16 protein-coding genes and 1 pseudogene are annotated in these 22,099 nt (G+C 66.4%); 8 read left to right on the top strand and 9 right to left on the bottom strand.

The genetic code is table 11. The features are described from left to right. Window positions 1–50: 50 nt before the first annotated feature. The 7 genes and pseudogenes from BTO20_RS33425 to BTO20_RS33455 form a co-directional block, all read right to left on the bottom strand. Entirely contained in the window at window positions 51–2,834 is a 2,784-nt protein-coding gene (locus tag BTO20_RS33425; protein WP_087080406.1) for an aminotransferase class I/II-fold pyridoxal phosphate-dependent enzyme, read from the bottom strand. Between the two features lie 73 nt (window positions 2,835–2,907). Then, window positions 2,908–4,044: pseudogene (locus BTO20_RS33430) on the bottom strand (acyl-CoA dehydrogenase family protein). A gap of 44 nt (window positions 4,045–4,088) precedes the next feature. Beyond that, on the bottom strand, window positions 4,089–6,878 hold the full coding sequence (locus BTO20_RS33435; RefSeq protein ID WP_087083034.1) for a helix-turn-helix transcriptional regulator: 2,790 nt from the start codon (window positions 6,876–6,878) through the stop codon (window positions 4,089–4,091). 156 nt (window positions 6,879–7,034) lie between these two features. Further along, window positions 7,035–8,765 (bottom strand): L-aspartate oxidase, encoded by a 1,731-nt coding sequence (locus tag BTO20_RS33440; RefSeq protein WP_087080409.1) that lies wholly within the window; start codon window positions 8,763–8,765, stop codon window positions 7,035–7,037. Window positions 8,766–8,855: 90 nt separating this feature from the next. Further along, window positions 8,856–11,789, bottom strand: coding sequence for an MMPL/RND family transporter (locus BTO20_RS33445; protein ID WP_198344163.1), 2,934 nt, complete (start codon window positions 11,787–11,789; stop codon window positions 8,856–8,858). Continuing rightward, on the bottom strand, window positions 11,786–12,223 hold the full coding sequence (locus BTO20_RS33450; RefSeq protein WP_087083038.1) for an MmpS family transport accessory protein: 438 nt from the start codon (window positions 12,221–12,223) through the stop codon (window positions 11,786–11,788). Before BTO20_RS33450 ends, BTO20_RS33445 begins: the two co-directional genes overlap by 4 nt. A gap of 202 nt (window positions 12,224–12,425) precedes the next feature. Then, on the bottom strand, window positions 12,426–13,001 hold the full coding sequence (locus tag BTO20_RS33455; protein WP_408632134.1) for a sigma-70 family RNA polymerase sigma factor: 576 nt from the start codon (window positions 12,999–13,001) through the stop codon (window positions 12,426–12,428). Between the two features lie 298 nt (window positions 13,002–13,299). On the opposite strand from BTO20_RS33455, the gene BTO20_RS33460 reads away from it, so the two are divergent. The 6 genes from BTO20_RS33460 to crp all read left to right on the top strand — a co-directional run bounded on the left by BTO20_RS33460 (window position 13,300) and on the right by crp (window position 18,859). Further along, a complete protein-coding gene (locus BTO20_RS33460) occupies window positions 13,300–14,715 on the top strand; it encodes an NCS2 family permease (protein ID WP_087080413.1) in 1,416 nt (471 codons plus the stop codon). Between the two features lie 97 nt (window positions 14,716–14,812). Further along, a complete protein-coding gene (locus tag BTO20_RS33465; protein ID WP_087080415.1) occupies window positions 14,813–15,772 on the top strand; it encodes a DUF808 domain-containing protein in 960 nt (319 codons plus the stop codon). Between the two features lie 101 nt (window positions 15,773–15,873). After that, window positions 15,874–16,128 carry a hypothetical protein gene (locus BTO20_RS33470; protein ID WP_157680388.1) on the top strand — a complete coding sequence of 85 codons (255 nt, stop codon included), beginning with the start codon at window positions 15,874–15,876 and terminating at the stop codon, window positions 16,126–16,128. Window positions 16,129–16,206: 78 nt separating this feature from the next. After that, window positions 16,207–17,406, top strand: coding sequence for a sensor histidine kinase (locus BTO20_RS33475; RefSeq protein WP_087083039.1), 1,200 nt, complete (start codon window positions 16,207–16,209; stop codon window positions 17,404–17,406). Further along, window positions 17,403–18,134, top strand: a complete 732-nt coding sequence (locus BTO20_RS33480; protein WP_087080419.1) for a response regulator transcription factor — start codon at window positions 17,403–17,405, stop codon at window positions 18,132–18,134. Before BTO20_RS33475 ends, BTO20_RS33480 begins: the two co-directional genes overlap by 4 nt. A gap of 50 nt (window positions 18,135–18,184) precedes the next feature. Then, window positions 18,185–18,859: a cAMP-activated global transcriptional regulator CRP gene (crp, locus tag BTO20_RS33485; RefSeq protein WP_083166144.1), complete on the top strand. Its 675-nt coding sequence runs from the start codon at window positions 18,185–18,187 to the stop codon at window positions 18,857–18,859. Window positions 18,860–18,866: 7 nt separating this feature from the next. Here crp and BTO20_RS33490 read toward each other — a convergent pair whose 3' ends face one another. Continuing rightward, a complete protein-coding gene (locus BTO20_RS33490; protein WP_087080422.1) occupies window positions 18,867–19,559 on the bottom strand; it encodes a TetR/AcrR family transcriptional regulator in 693 nt (230 codons plus the stop codon). A 101-nt stretch (window positions 19,560–19,660) separates the two neighbouring features. Between BTO20_RS33490 and BTO20_RS33495 the strand changes: the two genes are divergently transcribed. Further along, window positions 19,661–20,719, top strand: coding sequence for an NAD(P)H-dependent amine dehydrogenase family protein (locus tag BTO20_RS33495; protein ID WP_087080424.1), 1,059 nt, complete (start codon window positions 19,661–19,663; stop codon window positions 20,717–20,719). Window positions 20,720–20,736: 17 nt separating this feature from the next. Continuing rightward, window positions 20,737–21,177, top strand: a complete 441-nt coding sequence (locus BTO20_RS33500) for a TIGR03618 family F420-dependent PPOX class oxidoreductase (RefSeq protein WP_087080426.1) — start codon at window positions 20,737–20,739, stop codon at window positions 21,175–21,177. Between the two features lie 2 nt (window positions 21,178–21,179). On the opposite strand, the gene BTO20_RS33505 is transcribed toward BTO20_RS33500, so the two are convergent. Then, a complete protein-coding gene (locus BTO20_RS33505) occupies window positions 21,180–22,031 on the bottom strand; it encodes a LysR substrate-binding domain-containing protein (protein ID WP_198344164.1) in 852 nt (283 codons plus the stop codon). Window positions 22,032–22,099 lie beyond the last annotated feature (68 nt).

Genomic DNA, 22,099 nt, shown 5'->3' on the forward strand with positions numbered 1-22,099 from the left:
AGGTATTTGACGCCGTCGTCGGGACTTCGCAAATCCTCTCAGCGGAGCACTCACCTGACGTCGAACGCCGTCTCGGGCAGGTGGTCTACCGCGGGCGTGCCGCTCCCGAGGCGGGCTGCGGTGAGCCGCGCGACCGCCTCTTCGGTGAACACCGACAGTCCGAGATCCGGGTTGTAGCCATGGATCTCCTTGACGTCGAGTTGAGCGAGGAAGTACAGGATCTCTTTGGAGACCACCTGTCCGGGCACCAGCACCGGGAAGCCGGGCGGATAGGGCACCACGAATGTGGTGGACACCAACGTCTTTCCCTCCGCGATGCGCCGGCCCGCCGCCCCCAGCGGCACGTACTCGCGATCTGATTCTTCGTATCCGGCGTAGAACGCCGACCGCATGTCCCCGAACGAGCTGGCACCGTCGGGGCGGAACGCGATGTCGAACTCGCTGAAGTTCGGCAGCGGCGGCAGATCCTCGGTGATCTCCTCGACCCGGCGCGCCAGCAGTGCCCGGTCGGCCTTGCTTGCCGTGCTGAACTGCCGGTCCAGATCCGTCGCGACGCGGCGCAGCGCATCGAGCAGATAGTGCACGCTCGACCATGTGACACCGATGGTGAAGATCAGCAACACACTGTTGATCGAGGTCTTGTTGATCTGGATGCCGAACCGCTCCATCAGCACCTTTTCCCGGAAGTCGTAACCCGTCATCCCGGTCTTGCCGATGAACAACGTGAGCCGCGTGGGGTCGAGCACGAACTCATCGGACCGCCACGCCTCGTTCCAGCCCTCCAACGCCCCCTGGCTGACCTGTCGGTACGACCGCACCTCCGAGGGCCGGTACTGCTCGGGCACCAGATCGGACTCGTCGAGGATCCGGAACCACTTCTTCACCAACGGGTCGATCCGGACGCGGTGCCGGAACACCAGCGACATGTTGTAGGCGTACCGGACCAGCTGGAAGCCCTCCAGATCGACCTGGCGCCGAGCCAGGTCCAGCGACGCCAGCAGCTGTTGATTCGGCGAGGTCGAGGTGTGGGTCAAGAACGCCTCGCCGAACGCATCCCGGCTCTGGGTGTTGAAGTCCTGGTCCCGGATGTGGATCATCGACGCCTGTCGCAGAGCCGAGAGCGACTTGTGGGTGGAATGCGTCGAGTACACCCGCACCCTGGCCTTCTTCGGATCGGGCAGCAAGCGGTGGTTGACCCACTCGCTGCGCTCGACACCCTTCATGTCCGCACACCAGGCCCGGTACCGCTCGGCGTACTCGCCCGATTCGAGCATGGTCTCCAGCCGTTCGGCACTGATCATCGCGGTGCGGCCGCGTGACCACGGCACCGCGGTGGCGAACGCGTACCACGCCTCGTCCCACAGGAAGCAGATGTCGGGCTTGATCGCCAGGACCTCTTCCATCACCCGCTGCGGGTTGTAGACGACACCGTCGAACGTGCAATTGGTCAGCAGCAGCATGCGCACCCGATGCAGCTGACCGGCCGCCTCCAGATCCAGCAGGGTCTGCTTGATGGTGCGCAACGGCACCGCGCCGTAGATCGCGAAGGACTCCAGCGGATAGGCATCGAGATACAGCGGGGACGCCCCCGCCAGCACCAGGCCGTAGTGATGCGACTTGTGGCAGTTGCGGTCGATCAACACGATGTCGCCGGGTCGGACCAGCGATTGCACGACGATCTTGTTCGCCGTCGACGTGCCGTTGGTGACGAAATAGGTGTGGTTGGAATTCCAGGTCTTGGCGGCCTTGTCCATCGCTTTCTTGAGGTTGCCGTGCGGATCCAGCAGCGAGTCGAGGCCACCCGAGGTCGACGAGGTCTCGGCCATGAAGATGTTGCGGCCGTAGAACTCGCCCATGTCCTGCAGTGACTTCGAATTGAAGATGCTCGCGCCCCGGGCCACCGGAAGCGCGTGGAACTGCCCGACCGGAGACTGCGCGAATTCGCGCAGGGCGTCGAAGAACGGCGTCGCGAACCGGGTACGCATACCGGCCATCACCGTGCTGTACAGGTCGGTGGCGTCGTTGAGCCGGTAGAACGTGCGGTGATAGATGTCGGGCTCGTACTCGCCGGGTGACGCGATCGACTCGTCGGTGACCAGATACCGGTCGATGTGCGGGCGCAGCTCCCGGATCCACTCCCCGCACTCCACCCAGTCGTGGGTGCGATCGGTCGCCACGGCCACATCGTTGGCGCCGAGCAGCCGCGCCATCACCGGCAACCGGTCCCGCGAGCGCAGCGGCAGGTCGTGGCGGATGATCGCCGCCTGGATCTCGCCGTTGAGCGCGACGGCGGTGATCGCGTCCTCGACGCTGGGCACCACCAGCAGTTCGAACTGCACATCGTCGTCCGGATTGCGCAGCGCACGCAGGCTCTCCGCCAGTCCCTCCGGGCCTGTCGATGTCGAGTCATCGGCGAGCAACACCGTGTAGTACTGCGCACGCTTGACCCTGGCTTCGAGCTCTTGCTCGGCCAACGACGAGGACGTGTCGAACAGCGCCGCGCGGTCGCCGTAATCCGAGAGCAACCGGACGGCGAGCGACACCTCGTCACTGAGCAGCTCTGTCGCCAGATCACCCAGGTAGTCGCGAAACTCCTCGACCTTCTCAGCACCGGGATACAGCCAGTACCGTTCGTAGGCGCTGAGCCGGTCCAACAACCGTTTCACCCGAACCGTCTCATGCTTGGTGTCCAGACCCGCGCGGTGCACCGCGAGCAACTGCCTGCAGGCATCGTCGAGCAGGTTCCACGTGTCGATCCGCGAGTACGACGGGTTGGCCACCGCCGCCAGCGAAGAGACCCGCAGCCTTCTGGTACGTCCGCTATCTCGGTCCATGCCCCCGATCCTCCGCCAGCGGCCGCGTATTACGCCCGTTTCCCGGGAAAACGATGCGGTATTGCAGCAGCGGTTACGCGGGCGCTGCGTAGACCGGGCGACCCAGGCCGAGAGCGTGCTGGGCGATCATGTTGCGGAACACCTCGAGCGTGCCACCGTAGATTCCGGTGGGGCCGGCCAGCCGGAAGAGGTATTCGACACCGCCGGTGAGGACTCCGGCCGGGCCGAGGATGTCCATCAGATCCGGGGACACGTCACGCAAGGTCTGCGCGATCGCGACCCGCCCGTACATCTCGGGTGTGCTCATCGCAGCCTCCAGCCGGGCAACACCGCGGCCGAGCCGGTAGTACACCGAATCGTCGTGCCCGGCCGGATTCGACACGGCGCCGGCGACGTGGTCGACGGCCTCGGCCATCAGCGTGATGTGCTCCGTCATCGTCGCGATCTTCTGCAGGCCCTGGGTGTCGGTTTCGACGGTGCCGTGCTCGACGTCGAGCGCGCCGCGCAGCACCGCCCACCCACCGTTGACCGCGCCGACGCGATAGCGGTCGGCCACCCGGACATCGCTGTAGTACGTGATGTTGGTGCGGTCGCCGTCGACCGTGCGGATGCCCTGGATCTCGACGCCAGGAGCATCGAGCGGCACCAGGAACATGGTCAGGCTGTGGTGTTTGGCCGCGTCCGGATCGGTGTTGGTGACCAGGAAGACGTACTGCGCGTTGTGGGCATTCGAGGTGAACATCTTGGATCCGTTGATGATCCAGCCGTCACCATCGCGCACCGCCCGGGTCTTGCAGGTGGCGACGTCGGAGCCGCCGTCGGGCTCGGTGTATCCCAGGCACAGCCGCAGCCGCCCCGCGAGCACGCCCGGTAACACCTCGTCGACCAGCTTCGCCGAACCGAACCGCTCGACCGTATGCGCCACCATCGCCGTTGTGCCCCAATGGAACCAGGGAGTGTGAGCTCGCCCGATCTCCAATTCCCAGATGCGCCGCCGCACGGCGCTGAAACCTCCGTCGGCCTCGCCGCGGTAGTCACCGGCGAGATATCCGGCGCGACCGAGCGCGAGATGCACTGTCTCATCGAAGTTTTCGCCGGTTTCCCGGTCACGCGCGATGACCTCGTCGGTGACGACGGCCGCCAGGAACGTTCACAGCTCGTCACGGAAGGCCTCGTCCTGAGCCGACAGCGCCACCCGGGAGAAATCCATACCGACTACCGTGACAGTATCGCGAATATTTGTAAAGCTATAACTCAGTGGGGCCAGGACACCGTGCGCAGCTGCCTGCGGGAGCTGATACCCAGTTTGACGAAGACCTTCCGCAGGTGCCACTCGACCGTGTGAGTGCTGATGAACAGCTGCGCACCGATCTCCTGATTGGTCAGGCCGTCACGGGCCAGCTGCGCGATCTGCGCTTCCTGCGACGTCATCTCGTCACCGGAACTGATGGCCTGCTTGCGCACTTTCTCCCCGGTGCCGATGAGTTCCCGGCGCGCACGTTCGGCGAACGCCCGCGCGCCGAACCCGGTGAACATCTCATGGGCGGTGCCGAGGTGTTCACGCGCGGCGCCGCGACGCTTCTGACGCCTCAGCCATTCTCCGTAGCGCAGGTGCGCACGGGCCAGCTGCGACCGGACCCTGGTGCGTCCGAGCCGCTCGACCGATTCGGTGAACAGCGCGTCGGCCTCGTCGCCGTCCGCGAGCATGGCGCGGGCACTCGCCAAAGCACCCAGCCCCCAATCCGTTCCGCTGACGCCTGCGCCTTCCTCCAGACGTCGCACCGCCATCGCGAGCGCTTCGCGATCGCCCGTGTGTGCAGCGGCTTCGGCGAGCTCGAGCAGGCACCAGCCGTAGAAGCCGAGATCGTCGAATCCGCACGCTTCGGTGGCAGCGGCGAGGGCCGCCTCGTAGCGGCCCAGCCCGTTGTAGAGGATCGCCGCGGTGTAGCCGATCACGCCGGCCAGGCGGCCCTCCCCCTTGGCGGACGCCTCGGCGGTACCCGCTTCGATCAGACCGCTCGCCACCGCCAGGTCGCCCTGCCAGGCGGCCAGCTCCACCTTGTGGTATTTCATCGGCTGGTGTCCGATCGCCACCGAGATCGCGTCGGCCTCTTCCATAAGTGCTGTGGCCGCGGCGAATTCACCTTCCAGGACATACACGCCAGCCCGGAATGCGATGGCCGGGGGCAACAGCGCCAACGCGCCGGCTGCCCGCGCCCGCTGAACCATCGCGCTGGACATGCGGTCGAGCAGATCGTCGTCCCACATCTCACCCGCGGCGGATTCGTGGACGACGGGGTACGCCAGCGCCATCCAGCGCAGCGCCTGCACGTCGTCGGATCCAGCTGGAGTGCACCATGTTTCGAGGGCGGCGCGCAGCTGGCGGGTACCGGCGGCAAGCCCGCCCGTGACGCGATGGGCCATGCCACTGAGCAGCAGGTCGATGGGATGCCGCAGGTCCGTAACGCGGTCGACGGCGTTGCGTGCCGCTGTTGCCACGCGGACGAGCGCGTCGGGCTGGTTGCGTGAGGCGTACATCGCCGCCGCGAAGGCCTCTACATAGGCCTCCCTGGCGAGTTCATCGTGCAGGCTCTCCAGTCGAGTTGCGGCCTTGAGTAGCCGCGCCGCGGCCTGGTCGACTTGCGGTGCGTCACCGGCACCGCTGCGGCTGCGGGTGAACTCCATCTGCGCCCGCAACCGCCCGATCTCGGCTTGCTGCAGCGCCGTCAGGGGGCTCAGTTCAGCCAAAGCGAGTAGTTCATAAGCGGTTTGGGGTTCCGCCGCATCACGCTTGGTCTGGGCTGCCGCGATGGCGCGCGAGCCGCGCAACTCAGGATCGGCGGTGAGGATGGCCGCGCGTTCCAGAAAGGTCGCGGCCGCCGCGATACCACCGCGGGTCTGGGCCCGCCAGGCCGAGGCTTCCAACTCCTTCGCGACGGCATCGTCGGGTCCCGCGGTGGCATGTGCGGCGTGCCAGGCGCGGCGGTCGGGGTCAATGGTCGAGTCTGTGGCGTGCGCCAGGGCACGGTGGATGTCGCGGCGCTCGGCGATGTCCGCGGCGCGGTAGGCGGCCGAACGCACGAGCGGATGGTGAAAGCGCATGCGCGGACCGAATTCGATGATCCCGGCTTGCTCGGCGGGGATCAGCGCATCGGCGGAGATACCGAGGTGTTCGGCAGCGCGCAGAAACAACGCTGCGTCGCCGACCGGTTCGGCGGCGGCGGCCAACACCAGTCGCCGGGTGTCGTGGGGCAGCGCCTTGATCCGCTCGACGAATCCGCTCTCGACCCGGTCTGCCGGCGGCCGCACGGCGGCAGGCCGAAAGCCGCCTGCCATCTCCGCCGCCGACATGGTGCGCGGCACCTCCAGGAGCGCCAACGGGTTTCCCCTGGTCTCAGCCACGATACGGTCGCGCACCCGCGGATCGATTCCGCCGAACATGACCGACTCCAAGAGAACCCGTGCGTCACTGTCGGGCAGGCCGCTGACCCGTAACTCCGGCAAACCGGTCAAGAAGTCTTCGACACCATCGCGCACTCCAAAGATCATGGCCGCGGGTTCAGCCAGCATTCGGCGTGCCACGAATCCCAGCGTCTGCACCGATACCTGGTCCAGCCATTGCGCGTCGTCGATAACACACATCAGCGGCCGGTCGTCGGCTGCCGCCGCCATGAGGCTCAGCACGGCCAACCCGACCAGGAAGCGGTCGGGGGTCGGCCCGACACCGAGTCCGAACGCCACCGACAGTGCGTTGCGCTGCGGTTCGGGCAGTTCGTCGATGTGACCGAGCAACGGTGCGCACAACTGCTGCAGACCGGCGAAGGCCAGTTCCATCTCCGATTCCACGCCGGACACCTGAGCGAGCCGGAAACTCGACGCCTGGCGTACGGCATACTCCAGCAACGCTGTCTTGCCGACCCCGGCCTCACCGCGCAGCACCAGGGTCCGACTGATGCCGGAGCGAGCATCGGCAACCACACCGCGTAGCGTTTCGCATTCCGCGGCGCGTCCCCGCAGCGGTTGGCCCCCACCCACACTCGTCATCCGCACCATCGTCCGTTTCTCGTGGCGCCCAGCCGCCCACCAGCGGCCGTAGAAGGTCCGATCACGAAATAATAGTGAGCTCTTCCCGCCGATGGAGAACCAGACCGTACACCGGACCGGAAAGCCTTGCTCGACAGCGCATTCGCCCTGAACCGACTATTCGAGAAGTTTGCCGATCGTGCTCACCGGGCGCATCAGCGCGGCGATGTCCCCGGGAATGTCCGGCACAGGTTCGGCGGCTACCCTGCCCGGCCCGGACCAGACGAGGTTGACGCGCAACGATTCGTCGGCGGGCGGGCAATCCGAACGGTTGTGGCAGCCGCGGGTCTCCCGCCGTTGCAGCGCCGTCTCCAACGTGGCGCGCCCGGCCGACAACGCCGACCGCAGATCGAAAGCCTCTGCCAGCTCGACGAATCCGGCGATGTCGGGATGGACGGCGAGCCGCGGCGTGAGGCTTTCGATGTCGTCGATCTCGTCGAGCCCGGCGCGAAGTCCCGCTTCGTCGCGGACCACGCCGGCGTGCCGCGTCATGGTGGCGCGGACAGCACGGTGGAGGTAGTGCGCATTCTCCGAGCCCGGCGACGACAGCAGCCCGGCGATGGCATCGCGTGCGTCGGACACCGCGGACCGGGAACGTTGCTGTGCGCCAAGCCCAATGGAGTAGCGCGCGGCGGCACGGGCGGCGATCTTGCCATACACCAGCAGTTCGATGAGCGGGTTGCCACCAAGCACGCCGGCGCCATGCATGCCGGTGGATGCCGCGCCGATCACGTAGAGACCCGCGACATCAGTGCTGTGGTCGTCGGCGCGGACCCAGACCCCGCCCATCGAATAATGGGCGGCGGGAGCGACTTCGATCGGATCGGTGGTGATGTCGAGCGACTGCACGTCCAGCAGGCTCTGGTACAGCCGGGGCAGCCGGTCGAGGATGTGAGTTCGCGGCAGATGAGTCAGGTCCAGCCACACCCCACCGCGCGGCGTGCCGCGGCCGGCCCGGATCTCGGTGTCGGCTGCCACCGCCACCTGATTCGATGACGAAAGCTCCATGCGCTCGCTGTCGTAACGCCGCATGAACCGATCGCCCAGGGCGTTGCGCAGGATCCCGCCCTCGGCTCTGGCGATGTCCGGGACCAGTGTCCCCGCCCACTCCTCGGGTTGGATCAACCCCGTCGGATGGAATTGGACCAGTTCGGCATCGCGGATTCGGGCACCCGCTTCGTGCGCCAGACGGAAAGAGTCACCGGTGTTCTCCCCGCGCCGCGACGAGGTCCGGCGCCAGATCCGGGCATGTCCACCCGTCGCCAGGATGACCGAATCGGAGTGGATGGTGTAGCGCGTGCCGTCGCACACGTCGAATCCGTAGGCTCCGAAAATCACGGCGTCGCGCACCAGCAGACTGGTGATGTAGACCGAATCCATCACCGGGACAGCGAGTTCCAGCGCCCGGTGTACCAGGGTGCGGTGCAGCTCCAGGCCGGTGTGGTCGCCCGCGTACGCAGTCCGGCGGTGCGTGTGCGCCCCGAAGAAGCGCTGGGAGATCCGGCCGTCGCGCTCCCGGGCGAACGCCATGCCGTAGCGCTCGAGGTCCCGGATCGCCTCCGCCGCCCCTTCGGTGACGATGCGTACCGTGACCGGGTCGGCCAGCAGGCAGCTCTCGGTCAGGGTGTCGGCCGCGTGCTGCTGCCAACTGTCGTCGGGGTCCATGGTGGCCAGCGCCGCGTTGACCCCGCCCCGGGCCAGCGTGGTGTGCGCGTCGGCCATCGGTCTCTTCCCCACGACGAGCACGTCGATGCCTCGCTCGGCCAGTTCGATGGCGGCCCGCAGCGCTGCGCCGCCGGTACCGATGACCAGTACCGACGTGGCAACCTGCTGCTCGACGCAGTCCATCTGTCGCTCCCCGGTGGCTGTCGTCACGAGGTCGCGCGACGTCTCGACAGCCAGAACGCCGGCAGGGCGCGGCGGTCATCCTGCCCGGCGCTACACCTGGGCGGGCAGCGACACCGTGTCGTCGTCCTTGCCGTGGTCCTGCCGACGCGGCCGGTACTTGCGGAAGTGGTAGTCCCCACGGGGGTAGACCACCTGCGGCCACCAGAACCACCGGCCCAGCAGCGTCGCGATCGACGGCATCAACAGCGACCGCACCACAAGGGTGTCCATCAGCAGACCGATCGCGATGGTCGACCCCATCTGGGCCAGCACGATCAACTGGCTGCCCATCATCGCCGCCATGGTCGCGGCGAACACCAGCCCGGCCGACGTCACCACGCCGCCGGTGCCACCCATCGACCGGATGATGCCGGTCTTGAGGCCCGCGTGGATCTCGTCTCTGAACCGCGACACCAACAGCAGGTTGTAGTCCGATCCCACGGCCAGCAGGATGATCACCGACATCAGCATGACCAACCACTGCACCTGGATGCCGAAAAGGTCCTGCCACAACAACACTGAGATACCGAACGACGCCGCGATCGAGCTGGCCGCGGTGCCGACGATGGTCAATGCGGCCACCACGCTTCGCGTCAGGATCAGCATGATCATGAAGATCAGCGTCAGCGCTGACACCACCGCGATCATCAGGTCGTACCGCGCGCCGTCGCTCATGTCCTTGTACGTCGCCGCCACGCCGCCGAGATAGATCTTGGCGTCGGACAGCGAGGACATCTTGAGGCCCTCCTGCGCGGCGGTCCGCTCCGCATCGACGCGCGCGATGCCTTCCGTGGTCGCCGGGTCGGTCTGGTGGGTGATGAACATGCGCGCAGACTTCCCGTCCGGCGACAGGAACATCTTCAGACCGCGCTCGAAGTCGGGGTTGGTGAACGCCTCGGGCGGCAGATAGAACAGATCGTCGTTCTTGGCGTCGTCGAAGCTCTGGCCCATCGCCAGCGCGGTATTGTTCATCGCCTCCATCTGATCGAGCAGGGCCTTCTGCGAGTTGTACGACGCCAGCGACAGATCTCTGCTGGTCTTCATCGAGGCGATCGTCTGAGGCAGGAGTGCGGTCAATTTCGGTGCCAGGTCCGCCAATTGGTCGGTGTTGACCTGAACCGAGGCCGTCTTGTCGGTCAGTTCGTCGATCGAATCGAGAGAATCGAATATCGACCTCGTCGCGGCGCACATGGGAATGTCGAAGCAGTGCGGCTCCCAGTAGAAGTAGTTGCGCAGCGGCCGGAACTGATCATCGAAATTGGCGATGTTGTCGCGCATCTTCTCGGTGACGGCGAGCAGCTCTTGCGACTTGGCCGCCGAGTCCTGGGTGAGCTTGGTCTGCTCGAGGGACAGTTGGTACTGCTTCTCCAGGATGGAGATCGACTCATTGGTCGCGTCGATCATCTTGAGCTGGTCGTCCAACTGCGCCCGCTGGAACGGCAGGTTCAGGTTGCTGGTCTGACCCTGAATGCTGGTCTGGAAGGGAATCGAGCTGTGCTGGATGGGAATTCCCAGCGGCCGGGTGATGCTCTGGACCATCGCGATGCCCTGCGTGCGCAGCACGTTCTTGGCCACCCGGTCGAGCACCAGCATGTCGGCCGGGTTGCGCATGTCGTGGTTGGCCTCGACCATGAGGATGTCGGGGTTCATCCGGGCCTGGGTGAAATGCCGGTCCGCTGCGGCGAATCCGACGTTCACCGGTGCATCGGTGGGCAGGTACCAGCGGTCGTTGTAGGCGGGCTTGTACCCGGGTACCGCCACCAGACCGATCATCACCACAACGGCGCTGGCCACCAGAATCGGTGCGGGCCAACGGACTACCGCAGTACCGACCTTGCGCCAGAACCGGCCCGTGTCGGGCTTCTTGGCTTCGTACAGCCCGACCAGGGTACCGAGGAAGAGCAGCGCCGGTCCCATGGTCACCGCCGATGCGACCACCACGACCATGCCGATCGCGACGGGCTCACCCATGGTGGAGAAGTACGGCAGCCGGGCGAAGCTGAGGCAGTACGTCGCACCGGCGATCGTCAGGCCGGAACCGATGATGACGGGCGCGACGGATTTGAACGTGGTGTAGTACGCGTCTTCTCGTTCCTCGCCCGAACCGCGTGCCTCGCGGTAGCGACCGAACAGGAAGATGCCGTAGTCGGTCGCCGCGGCGATCGCGAGCATCGTGAGGATGTTTCCCGCGAACGTCGTCAGGCCGAACACGTCGTGGGTGGCGAGCACCGACACCACACCGCGCGAGCTCAACAGGCCGATCGCGGTCAGCAACAACTGCACCAGCGTGGTGCGGATCGACCGGTAGACGATGAGCAGCATCACCGCGATGGCCACCAGGGTGAACAGGGTGATCTGGCCGAGGCTGGCATTGCCGATCACGTGCAGATCGTCGGTCAGGGCCGCGGGGCCTGCGACGTAGGCTTGCACGCCCGGTGGGGCCTGCGTGTTCTTGATGACATCGCGGACCTTGTTGACGCCCTCGTTGGCCAGGGTCTGGCCTTGCTCACCGGCCAGGTTCAGCATGACGTAGGAAGCCTTGCCGTCAGCGCTCTGTGCGCCCGCGGCCGTCAGCGTGTCACCCCAGAAGTCCTGGATGTGCTGGATGTGTTCGGGATCCTCACGCAGCTTGCGGATGATCTCGTCGTAGTACCGGTGCGCGTCGGGGCCGAGCGGCTTCTCGCCCTCCACGACCACCATCACCGTGCTGTTGGAGTTGAACTCCTGGAAGTTCGCGCCCATGCGCTTCATCGCGATCATCGAGGGCGCATCGGCCGGCGCCATAGGCGCCGAGTGTTCCTCGCCGACGACCTCCAGCTGCGGTGCGATCACGTTGACCACGACCGCGAACACGATCCAGAACAGGATGATGGGCAGGGCCAGTATGCGCATGGCGTGCGCGAAATAGGGCCGGTGGCCACGGCCTTTCTCGGCGTGCGCCGGCTGCGCGGGTTCGGCGGGCTGATCGGGCACGGTATGTGTCATGCGGACTTCACCAAGCAGTAGGTCTGGGCATTGACGCCATCGGCGGCTTGCTCTTCGCGAACGGTTCCGTTCACCGTGACGCGACAGCCGATTTGGTCGCTGTCACTGCGGGCCATGAGGTTGGCGCTGACCGTCGGAAGTGTCGTCGACAGCGTGACCGACCACGGCAGCGTCGTGTTCACCTGATGGATGTTGGCGTCCGGGTCGAAGTAGCTGATCTGCGCGGTGGACCCCGGCGGGCCGTACACGTCGTACACCAGCACTTTCGGGTTGAACTGCACGATCTCGATGCCGGCACCGGCATTCGCGTTGAGATCTTCGGAGCCGAACATCCGGTGCAGTCGTGACACCACCAGACCCGAGATCGCCAACACGACGATCAGGACCAGTGGTATCCACAGCACTTTGAACGCTCGCGCGATGCGACTCGCCACCACCCATACCTCCCGACATCATCCGAACTGTGCGAACGCTCAGCGAATTAGTTCGAATAACTATGTACAGCGGGAAAAGACCTTACACCCAAGCGGGGTTATCCGCTCCACCGAGCCGTGCCTCAATCAGGTGACAACACGGGCGGGCGCGTCCGGCTTCCCGGTTCACCGGGCAATTTCGCCGTGACCGGACGCAAGGGAGTTAGGCGGCCGCTCCCGCGGAACCGTCGCGGCCGACATAGCCACGAGCAACAGCGATCTCGGCGAGCAGGCCGCGCAACTCGCGTCGGCCGCGGTGCAGTCTGGACATCACCGTGCCCACCGGAATCTGCAGGATCTCGGCGATCTCCTTGTACCGGAAGCCCACAACGTCGGCGTAGTAGACGACGATCCGCTGGAACTCCGGCAGGGACTGCACGGCCTGACAGACTTCGTCGTCGCCCAGCGCCTCAAGCGCGGCGAGCTCCGCCGAGGCCAGCTCGACGGTCGAACGTGCTGCCACAGCAGCCAACTGCGACTCGGTGACGGTGTCGGCCAGCACCTCGTCCGGCCTGCGCTGGGCGGCGCGATACGAGTTGATCCACGTGTTGGTCAGGATCCGGAACAGCCACGCCCTGATGTTGGTGCCGTCTTCGAACGTGTGAAAACTGGCGTAGGCCTTGAGCATTGTCTCCTGCACCAAGTCCTCGGCATCCGCGGCGCTGCGCGCGTACTTGCGCGCGACCCCGTAAAGCTGATCCAACAGGGGCAGCGCGTCGCGCTCGAATCGCACACTCATAGGGACTGGCTTGGTGACTGGCATGGCCCCGCTCCTGCCGTTTGTCGTCGATCCGGTCCTGGCCACTTCGTAACCCGAAGCTATCCCGCGCCGGAGCCCGCTCCCAGGGGGTTTACCTCCGGGTTCATGCTGGTTTCCCGACGCGACCGCGAGTGTTACGGGCGGCCGTCCGACTGTCATGACCGCAGCATGGCACCTGAAGTCAACTTGAGGTCAAGGCGTTCCATGGCGCGGCACGGGCATGGCAGTCGGGGCGATGCTGAGCGCGCGGCAGCCGCGGACTTTAGGGTCATCAGCTATGAACCGCCTCGATCGCTTCTTCGAAATCTCGGCGCGCGGCTCCAGTGTCTCCGCCGAGATACGAGGTGGCGTCGTCACGTTCATCGCGATGGCCTACATCATCGTGCTGAACCCCGTCATCCTGTCGAGCGCTCAAGACGTGGCAGGCAACAAGCTGGCGTTCGCGCAAGTGTCGGCGACGACGTCCCTGGCCGCCGGGGTGATGACGATCCTGTTCGGCGTCATCGCCCGGATGCCGTTCGCGTTCGCGGCAGGCCTCGGCATCAACTCGTTCCTGGCCACCACTGTCGTCGGGTCGGTGACGTGGCCGGAGGCGATGGGCCTCGTCGTCATCAACGGCCTGGTGATCGTGCTGTTGGCGGCCAGCGGTCTGCGGCGGCTGGTGTTCGACGCCGTGCCGATCCAGCTCAAGCTCGCCATCACCGCGGGCATCGGGTTGTTCATCTTGTTCATCGGCCTCGTCGACGCCGGCTTCGTGGGTTCCACCGGCCGCCCGTCGCCGCCGGTGGGCCTGGGCAGCGGCGGCACCGGCTCGATCAACACCGTGCCCACCGTGGTGTTCGTGTTCACCTTGCTGATCACCGGCATCCTCGTGGCCCGGCGGGTACGCGGAGGCATCCTGATCGGCCTGGCCGCGGGCACCGTGATCGCAATCATCGTCGAGGCGATCTGGCACCTGGGGTCGGCGACCGAGCACCCCGGCGGCTGGGGACTGTCGGTGCCGTCGCTCTCCGGCTCTCCGTTCGCGCTGCCCGACATGTCTCTGGTCGGCGCCTTCAGCCTCGGCAGCTTCGGCCGGATCGGCGCGCTGGCGGCCATCATGCTGGTGTTCACGCTCGTGTTCGCGAACTTCTTCGACGCCATGGGCACCATGACCGGGCTGTCCCGGGAAGCCGGCCTGGCCGACGCCCAGGGCACCTTCCCGCGGCTGCGGGCCGCACTGATCGTGGAGGGCGCGGGTGCCGTCGTCGGCGGCGCGACCTCCGCGTCGTCGAACACGGTCTTCATCGAGTCGGGCGCGGGCATCGAGGAGGGGGCCCGCACCGGCCTGGCGAACCTGGTCACCGGTGCGCTGTTCCTGGCGGCGATGTTCGTCTCGCCGCTGGCCTCGATCGTGCCAACGGAAGTCGCCGCCGCGGCACTGGTCATCGTGGGAGCGATGATGGTGTCGCACTTGCGCCACATCGACATCTCTGAGTTCTCGATCGCGCTGCCGGTCGTGCTCACGGTGGCGACCATGGCGTTCAGCTACTCGATCGCGAACGGCATCGGCGTCGGTTTCGTCGCGTGGGCGGTGCTGCGGTCGGCCGCAGGCAAAGCCCGGGAGATCAGCCCGCTGCTGTGGATCGTCGCCGCCGGCTTCATCTTGTACTTCGCTCGCGGCTGGATCGAGTCGCTCATCGGCATGCACTGACAGGTAATGTTCAGGCTCATGGGAGACGCGCCGCCGATGAGCCGCTTGCGCGAAGAGAAATCAAACCGATGAGCCGCTTGCGCGAAGAGAGCAAGCAGTGAGCGCCGGGCTGTTCGGTTTGCTCGACGACGTCGCGGCGCTGGCACGTCTCGCCGCGGCCTCAATCGACGACATCGGCGCTGCGACGGGGAAAGCCACCGCGAAGGCCGCCGGCGTGGTGATCGACGACACCGCGGTGACGCCTCAGTACGTGCACGGCATCACTGCCGATCGCGAACTTCCGGTCATCAAGCGCATCGCGATCGGTTCGCTGCGCAACAAGATCGTGTTCATCCTGCCGGTCGCCTTGCTGCTCAGCCAGTTCGCGCCCTGGATGCTGACCCCGATCCTGATGCTGGGCGCGACCTACCTCTGCTTCGAAGGGGCCGAAAAGGTCTGGGGCTACGTCGCCAAGCACGGAGCCGGAGGGCATCACGACGCGCCGGCCGGCGCCGTCGGCGGGGACGCCGAGCGTTACATGGTGACCGGCGCGATCCGCACCGACTTCATCCTGTCCGCCGAGATCATGGTCATCGCCCTCAATGAGGTGACCCACCAACCGTTCTTCCCCCGGCTGATCATCCTGGTCATCGTCGCACTGGTGATCACCGCGGCGGTGTACGGCGTGGTGGCCGGCATCGTGAAGATGGACGATATCGGACTGGCACTGACACAACGCAATTCGCGTTTCGCCAAATGGATCGGCCGGGGCCTGGTCGCCGGTATGCCCAAGCTGCTCACGGCGCTGTCGGCCATCGGCACGGTCGCGATGCTCTGGGTCGGCGGCCACATCCTGCTCGTCGGCACCAATACCCTTGGCTGGCACGGCCCGTACGGTCTGGTGCACCACGCCGAAGAATTCGTGCATCACGCATTGGCGAATGCGGCGGGTCTTGGCGGAGTGGCGGCGTGGCTGGTCAACACCGCCGCATCGGCGGTCATCGGGTTGGTGGTCGGCGCCATCGTGGTCGCGACCATGCACGTGCTGCCATTCGGCAAGAAGGACAAGCACTCCTGAGCCTGGTGCTGCGGTCGGTGCCGATGTCATACCGCGGTAGCACATCAAGATCGGACGACAGACCGATGTGGAGGGCCCCCTCGACTTCATAGCGTCAATCCATGACGCAAGCACAACGTTCACCAGCCCACCAGATGGCGCTCGTCGCACGTGCATTGCCGCGCGCCGTCCCCGTCGCGATACCCGCCATCCGGCCCCGTCCGACCACCGGCAGACACCACCGAATCATCGCGGCCGTACGTGCCTGGCTGCTGGCACCTGCGTTCACACCAAGGCCGCCGCAGGAGTACCACCGACCGCACCGACTGGACTTCATCGAGGACGCCGCGATGGGCCGCGAGATGTTGCGGCTGTAGCTCTACGACCGTGGTAGGACACATCCATCCCCCCGCGGAACGATGCGAACCGGCGACCGGGGCTTCTACGATCGGAACATGCTGAGTGCGATGGCGCGCTCCGTGCGCGAGCAGATGCGCCGGCAAGGCGAGTCGATCCCGGTCGGCCACAACTGGGCGTCTGTGATCGCGGTCGACGCCACCGTGGTGGGCGCCGCGGTGATCGCCGCCGTCCAGCGTCCGGCCGCCGACCTCGCCGTGTCCCTGCTCGCGCTTGCCCTGGCGGTCGCGCCGTTTGTGCAGGTCTACGCGTCGGGCGCCAAGTTCAAGGCTCCGGTGGTGTGGGCCGCCTGGACGGCCGCGACGGCGTTGCTGCTGTTCGCGACGTCCACGCCGGTCGCCAACGATTTCGCTCCCCTGCTGGTGGTGCTGATGGTGGGCGAGGTGACGTCGCTGACCGGGATACCGGGCGGGTGCCTTTCCTCGCTCTGCGCCGCCGCTCTGCTGTTGACCGCGTCGGCTCTGCACAGGCTCGACAATGTTCCGCTCTATCTCGGCATCCTCGGAATGGGTTGGCTGGTGGGCTATCTCATGCGGGTGCAGACCGTATTGATGGAGCAGCAGCAGCAAGCCCAGGCAGCGTTGGCAACCCATGCCGCAGCAGACGAGCGGCGCCGCATCGCGCGCGAGGTGCACGACGTCATCGCCCACTCGCTCAGCGTGACGCTGCTGCACATCACGGGCGCTCGCCGCGGATTGCAGCAGGACCGCGATGTCGAGGATGCCGTCGATGCGCTCGAGCAGGCCGAACACCTGGGCCGCCAGGCGATGGCCGACATCCGCCGGACGGTCGGTCTCCTCGACGGCGCCCCGATGGGCACCACGCCCGAGCCGGGCATCGACGACATCTCCGCTCTGATCGACGACTTCGTCCGCGCGGGCCTCACGGTGCAATTCACCGCGAGTGGACGCGCCGCGCAGGTCTCCCCCGCTGTCGGCCTGGCCCTGTACCGCATCACACAAGAGTCGCTGGCCAATATCGCCAAGCATTCGCCTGAAGCTAAATCTACTGTGACGCTGGCGATCTCACGCACATCGGTAACACTGAACGTGTTCAATCAACTGCCGGTGGCGGTAACAGCCGGATGTACAGAAGGGCGTGGTGTGCGCGGGATGCGACAGCGCGTCGGGCAACTCGGCGGCATCATCAGCGTCGGCCCGACGTCCGACGGCTGGGCGGTACGCACCAACATTCCGCTCGGCACCACCGACTCGTCCTGCCCGTTGGCGTCGTCATGACCGACCCGGCGCCCGAGATCGCGGTCCTGCTCGTCGACGATCAGGACCTGGTGCGCTCTGGGCTCCGCCGGATCCTGCGCCGCAAGGACGGGTTCACCATCATCGCCGAATGCGCCGACGGCGACGAGGTGGCCGCCGCGGTCGGCAGGCACCGCCCCGACGTGGTCGTGATGGATCTGCGGATGAAACGCGTCGACGGCATCGAAGCCACCCGCCTGCTCACCGCGCAGTCGGGTCCACCTGTGCTGGCCCTGACCACCTTCAACGACGACGAACTGCTGTCGGGCGTGCTGCGGGCCGGGGCAGCCGGATTCGTCCTGAAGGACTCCTCCGCCGAAGAGCTGATCCGGGCGGTCCGGGCGGTCGCTGCGGGACACAGCTACCTCGACCCTGCCGTGACGTCAAGGGTTCTCAGCACCTACCGCAAAGCCGCCACGTCACCGCGCGCCACCGCCGTCAGCGACCTCACAGCGCGTGAACTCGATGTCCTGACCCTCATCGCCAGGGGCCGGTCGAACTCCGAGATCGCTGACGAACTAAGCATTTCCGGGCTCACTGTCAAGAGCCACATTGGCCGAATCTTCGTCAAGCTGAACCTGCGTGACCGGGCCGCCGCGATCATCCACGCCTACGACACCGGGATCGTCGCCCCCCCAGTGACACAGGAGCCGGGAAACCGGTCAGCTAAAGTGGTATCCGTCACGTTGGAAAATCCGCGCCCTCGGTAGGGTACGAAATTGACGGTGACGCCTGAGTCGATTAGTTGAAGGGGGGCGGCATGGACGAGGTCCTGGCCCGTGCCGGTATCTTCCAGGGCCTGCAGCCCAAAGCCATCGAGACACTCGCGCGTCAACTCGAACCGGTGACCTTCCCCCGCGGACGCACCGTCTTCGTCGAAGGCGAACCGGGCGACACGCTCTACATCATCATCTCCGGCAAGGTGAAGATCGGGCGCAGGACCACCGACGGCCGCGAGAGCCTGATCACGCTGATGGGTCCGTCGGACATGTTCGGCGAGCTCGCCATCTTCGACCCCGGTCCGCGTACGTCCACCGTCACCACCCTCACCGACGTGTCGGCCGTGTCGATGAGCCGTGCGGCGCTGCAGTCATGGATCGCCGAAGAGCCCGAGATCGCCGAACAGCTGCTGCGGGTGCTGGCCCGCCGGTTGCGCCGCACCAACGACAACCTGTCCGACCTGATCTTCACCGACGTGCCGGGCCGGGTCGCCAAGCAGCTGCTTTACCTTGCGCAGCGCTTCGGCAGCCGCGAAGGCAATGCACTACGGGTCAATCACGAACTGACCCAGGAGGAAATCGCCCAGTTGGTCGGCTCGTCTCGCGAGACCGTCAACAAGGCGCTCGCTGATTTCGCTCAGCGCGGCTGGATTCGCGTGCAGGGCAAGAGCATTCTGATCGACAACGCAGAGCGGCTGGCGCTGCGCGCCAAATAGGTCTGTGTCAGTCGCCGAGGGTGCGTTCGAGCCCGGCGATGATGACGCCGAGGTTGAAATCGAAGTCGTGGTCGTCGGCGGCTGCCGCGGCGCGTCGGGCGTTCACTGCGCCCAGGAGCGGAAAGTCCTCGGCCGGTAGCTCTTTGAGGACCCTGGCGACCTCCGGGTTCTGATGGTGCCGCCGCGATTCCGCGGAACCGAGCACGTCGTGGGCGGCTGACAGGGCGATACCGGACACCAGCGTGAGGACGCGTCCCGCATCGTCCACACCGAAACCGGCGCCGGTCAGCGACCGCAGCACACGCTCGGCGAGCCCGAGACTTGCCGCTCCGCCAATCCCACTGAGCCGGAAGCTCATTCCGGTCGCACCGAGCTTGAGGACGCCCTGCCGGATCGCGTTGGCGTAGGCCCGCAGGGTCTCCCGCCAGTCGACGTCATCGGGTAGCTCGATCGCCCGGATCTCGTTCTCGAACAGGTCGGCGACGACGAGTTCCAGCAGCCCGTCCCGATCGCCGACGTAGTAGTGCAGAGCGGTGCGGTCCACCCCGAGCGCGTCGGCGACGGCTTGCATGGTCAGGTCTTCGGGGGCGATGCCCCGCGCTGCGGCGACGATCTGCTCGTGATCGATGCGTCGAGGTCGGCCGCGGCGCCGCCGGGTTTCGTCGGCATCGCCCGTACGGGCAGCTGCTCGGCCGGTCATTGCGGCAACAGTAGTGGCCCGGAGGGGGACGCAGCCAACTCTTCCCTTTTTCTCACGGCCGTGGAAAACTTCCGCTGGAGCCGACGGAAGGGGCTGACGAGATGTCAGGTAACTATCGGGTGGTCCAGTGGACGACGGGCAATGTCGGCAAGAGCTCGGTGGCAGCCATTGCCAGGAATCCCACGCTCGAGCTCGTCGGCTGCTACGCGTGGTCGCCCGACAAGGCGGGCCGCGACGTCGGCGAACTCTGCGGGATCGAGCCGCTCGGCATCAACGCGACCAACGACATCGAGGCCCTGCTCGCACTGAAACCCGATGTCGTGGTCTACAACCCGATGTGGATCGACGTCGACGAGCTGGCCCGCATCCTGGAGGCCGGCATCAACGTCGTCGCCACCGCGTCGTTCATCACCGGGCACAACCAGGGCGACGGGCGGCAGCGTATCGCCGACGCGTGCCGGCGCGGTGGCGCGACGATGTTCGGGTCCGGCATCAGCCCGGGCTATGTCAACCAGCTGTCCGTCGTGGCCGCGGGTATCTGCGACCGCGTGGACAAGATCACCGTGAACGAGGCGGCCGATACGACGTTCTACGACTCCCCCGCCACCGAGAAGCCGGTCGGCTTCGGCCAGCCCATCGACCATCCCGATCTCCAGGCCATGACCGCACGCGGCACCGGCGTGTTCGGTGAGGCCGTGCGCATGGTCGCCGATGCCCTCGGCATCGAACTCGACGAGGTCCGATGTGATGCCGAGTACGCCCAGACCACCGAGGATCTCGACCTCGGCTCGTGGACCATTCCGGCGGGGTGTGTGGCCGGCGTGTATGCCAGTTGGAAGGGCATCGTCGGAGGCGTGACGCGCGTGGAGATCAACGTCCGTTGGCGCAAAGGGCAAGCACTGCAACCGGATTGGCAGATCGATCAGGACGGCTGGGTGATCGAGGTGGCCGGGCGCCCGACGGTCACCATGAAAGTCGGTTTCCTGCCGCCACCCGACTTCGAGGCCACCACACTCGAGGAGTTCATGGTGCTCGGCCACATCATGACGGCCACACCGCCGCTCAACGCGATCCCCGCCGTCGTGTCGGCCGCTCCGGGTATTGTCACCTACAACGATCTGCCGCTGATCTTGCCGCGTGGTGTGGTGCCGGTGGGCTGATACGAGGAGGCGCCGGCATGCCGACACTGGACGAGGCCGCCGAACTGGCCCGAGATGACCATGGCCTGGCGGTGGTGTCGACCCTGCGCGCCGACGCGACCATCCAGTCCACGCTCGTCAACGCCGGCGTCCTGGCGCACCCGGCAACATCGGTACCGGCTCTCGGGTTCGTCACGTATGGCCGCGTGAAGCTCGCGAATCTGCGTGCCAGGCCGCAGATCTCGGTCACATTCCGCAACGGCTGGCAGTGGGCCACCGTCGAGGGACGTGCCGAGCTGGCAGGTCCCGACGATCCGCAACCCTGGCTGGATCCCGAACGACTGCGACTCTTGCTGCGCGAGATCTTCACCGCCGCCGGCGGCACCCACGACGATTGGGACACCTACGACCGGGTGATGGCCGAACAGGGCCGCACAGCCGTACTCGTCGCGCCCACAAGGGTTTACAGCAACGGGTAGGCTCAGCGGTGCATGCGGTTCGCACCGTCGACGATGGCGTCGTAGAGCGCCTGCTCGGGCTCCGACGGCGCGGTACGCCTACGCAGCAGCACGAATTCGAGTTCACCGAGATCCGGAAGCCGATCGTCGTCCACCGGGAAAAGGCCTGCCGGTAACAGCGTTTCGGCATGCGGGACGATACCGAGCCCGGCCAGCGCCGCGGCCTGCAGACCCAATTGACTGTCGCTGACGCATGCGATCCGCCAGGTGCGCCGCTCACGTTCCAGCGCGCGCAACGCGACGCGGCGCGTCAGGCTCGGCGTCGGATAGGTCACGACGGGAACCGGATCGGCGACGTCGGTCAGCCCTGCCCGTCCGGCCCACACCAATCGGTCCCGCCACAACAGCTGGCCGTGCTGCTCACCGGGCAACCGCTTGGCCACCATCAGGTCCAGTTCACCCGCGGCCATGCGCGTTTTGAGATTCTCACTCAGGCCGACGACGAGCTCGAGGTCCACGCCCGGATAGGCCCGCTGGAATTCGACCAGCACGTCGGGCAATTCGCGCGTCACCAGGTCGTCGGAGGCGCCGAGCCGGATGAAACCGGTGAGCCGCGAGCCGAAATGCCGCTTGGCCTCGGCTTCCACGTCGAGGATGCGACGCGCGAATCCGACCATCGCCGCGCCGTCGGCCGTCAATGCCAGATTCCGGGTGTCCCGCCGGATCAGCTCGCGGCCGACAGCCTGTTCCAGGCGTGCGATATGACCGCTCACCGTGGATTGCCGCAACCCCAGCACCCGGCCGGCTGCCGTGAAACCGCCTGCCCGCTCGACCGCGAGGAAGGTCCGCAGCAACTCCGGGTCGAACACATTCATCACGATACCCGTTCAGAGTTATCGAGCCCATCGACTTCTGCTATGAGTGCCGATCGCCGTACCGTGAA

The organism is Mycobacterium dioxanotrophicus (assembly GCF_002157835.1).
Taxonomy (GTDB): Bacteria; Actinomycetota; Actinomycetes; order Mycobacteriales; family Mycobacteriaceae; genus Mycobacterium; species Mycobacterium dioxanotrophicus.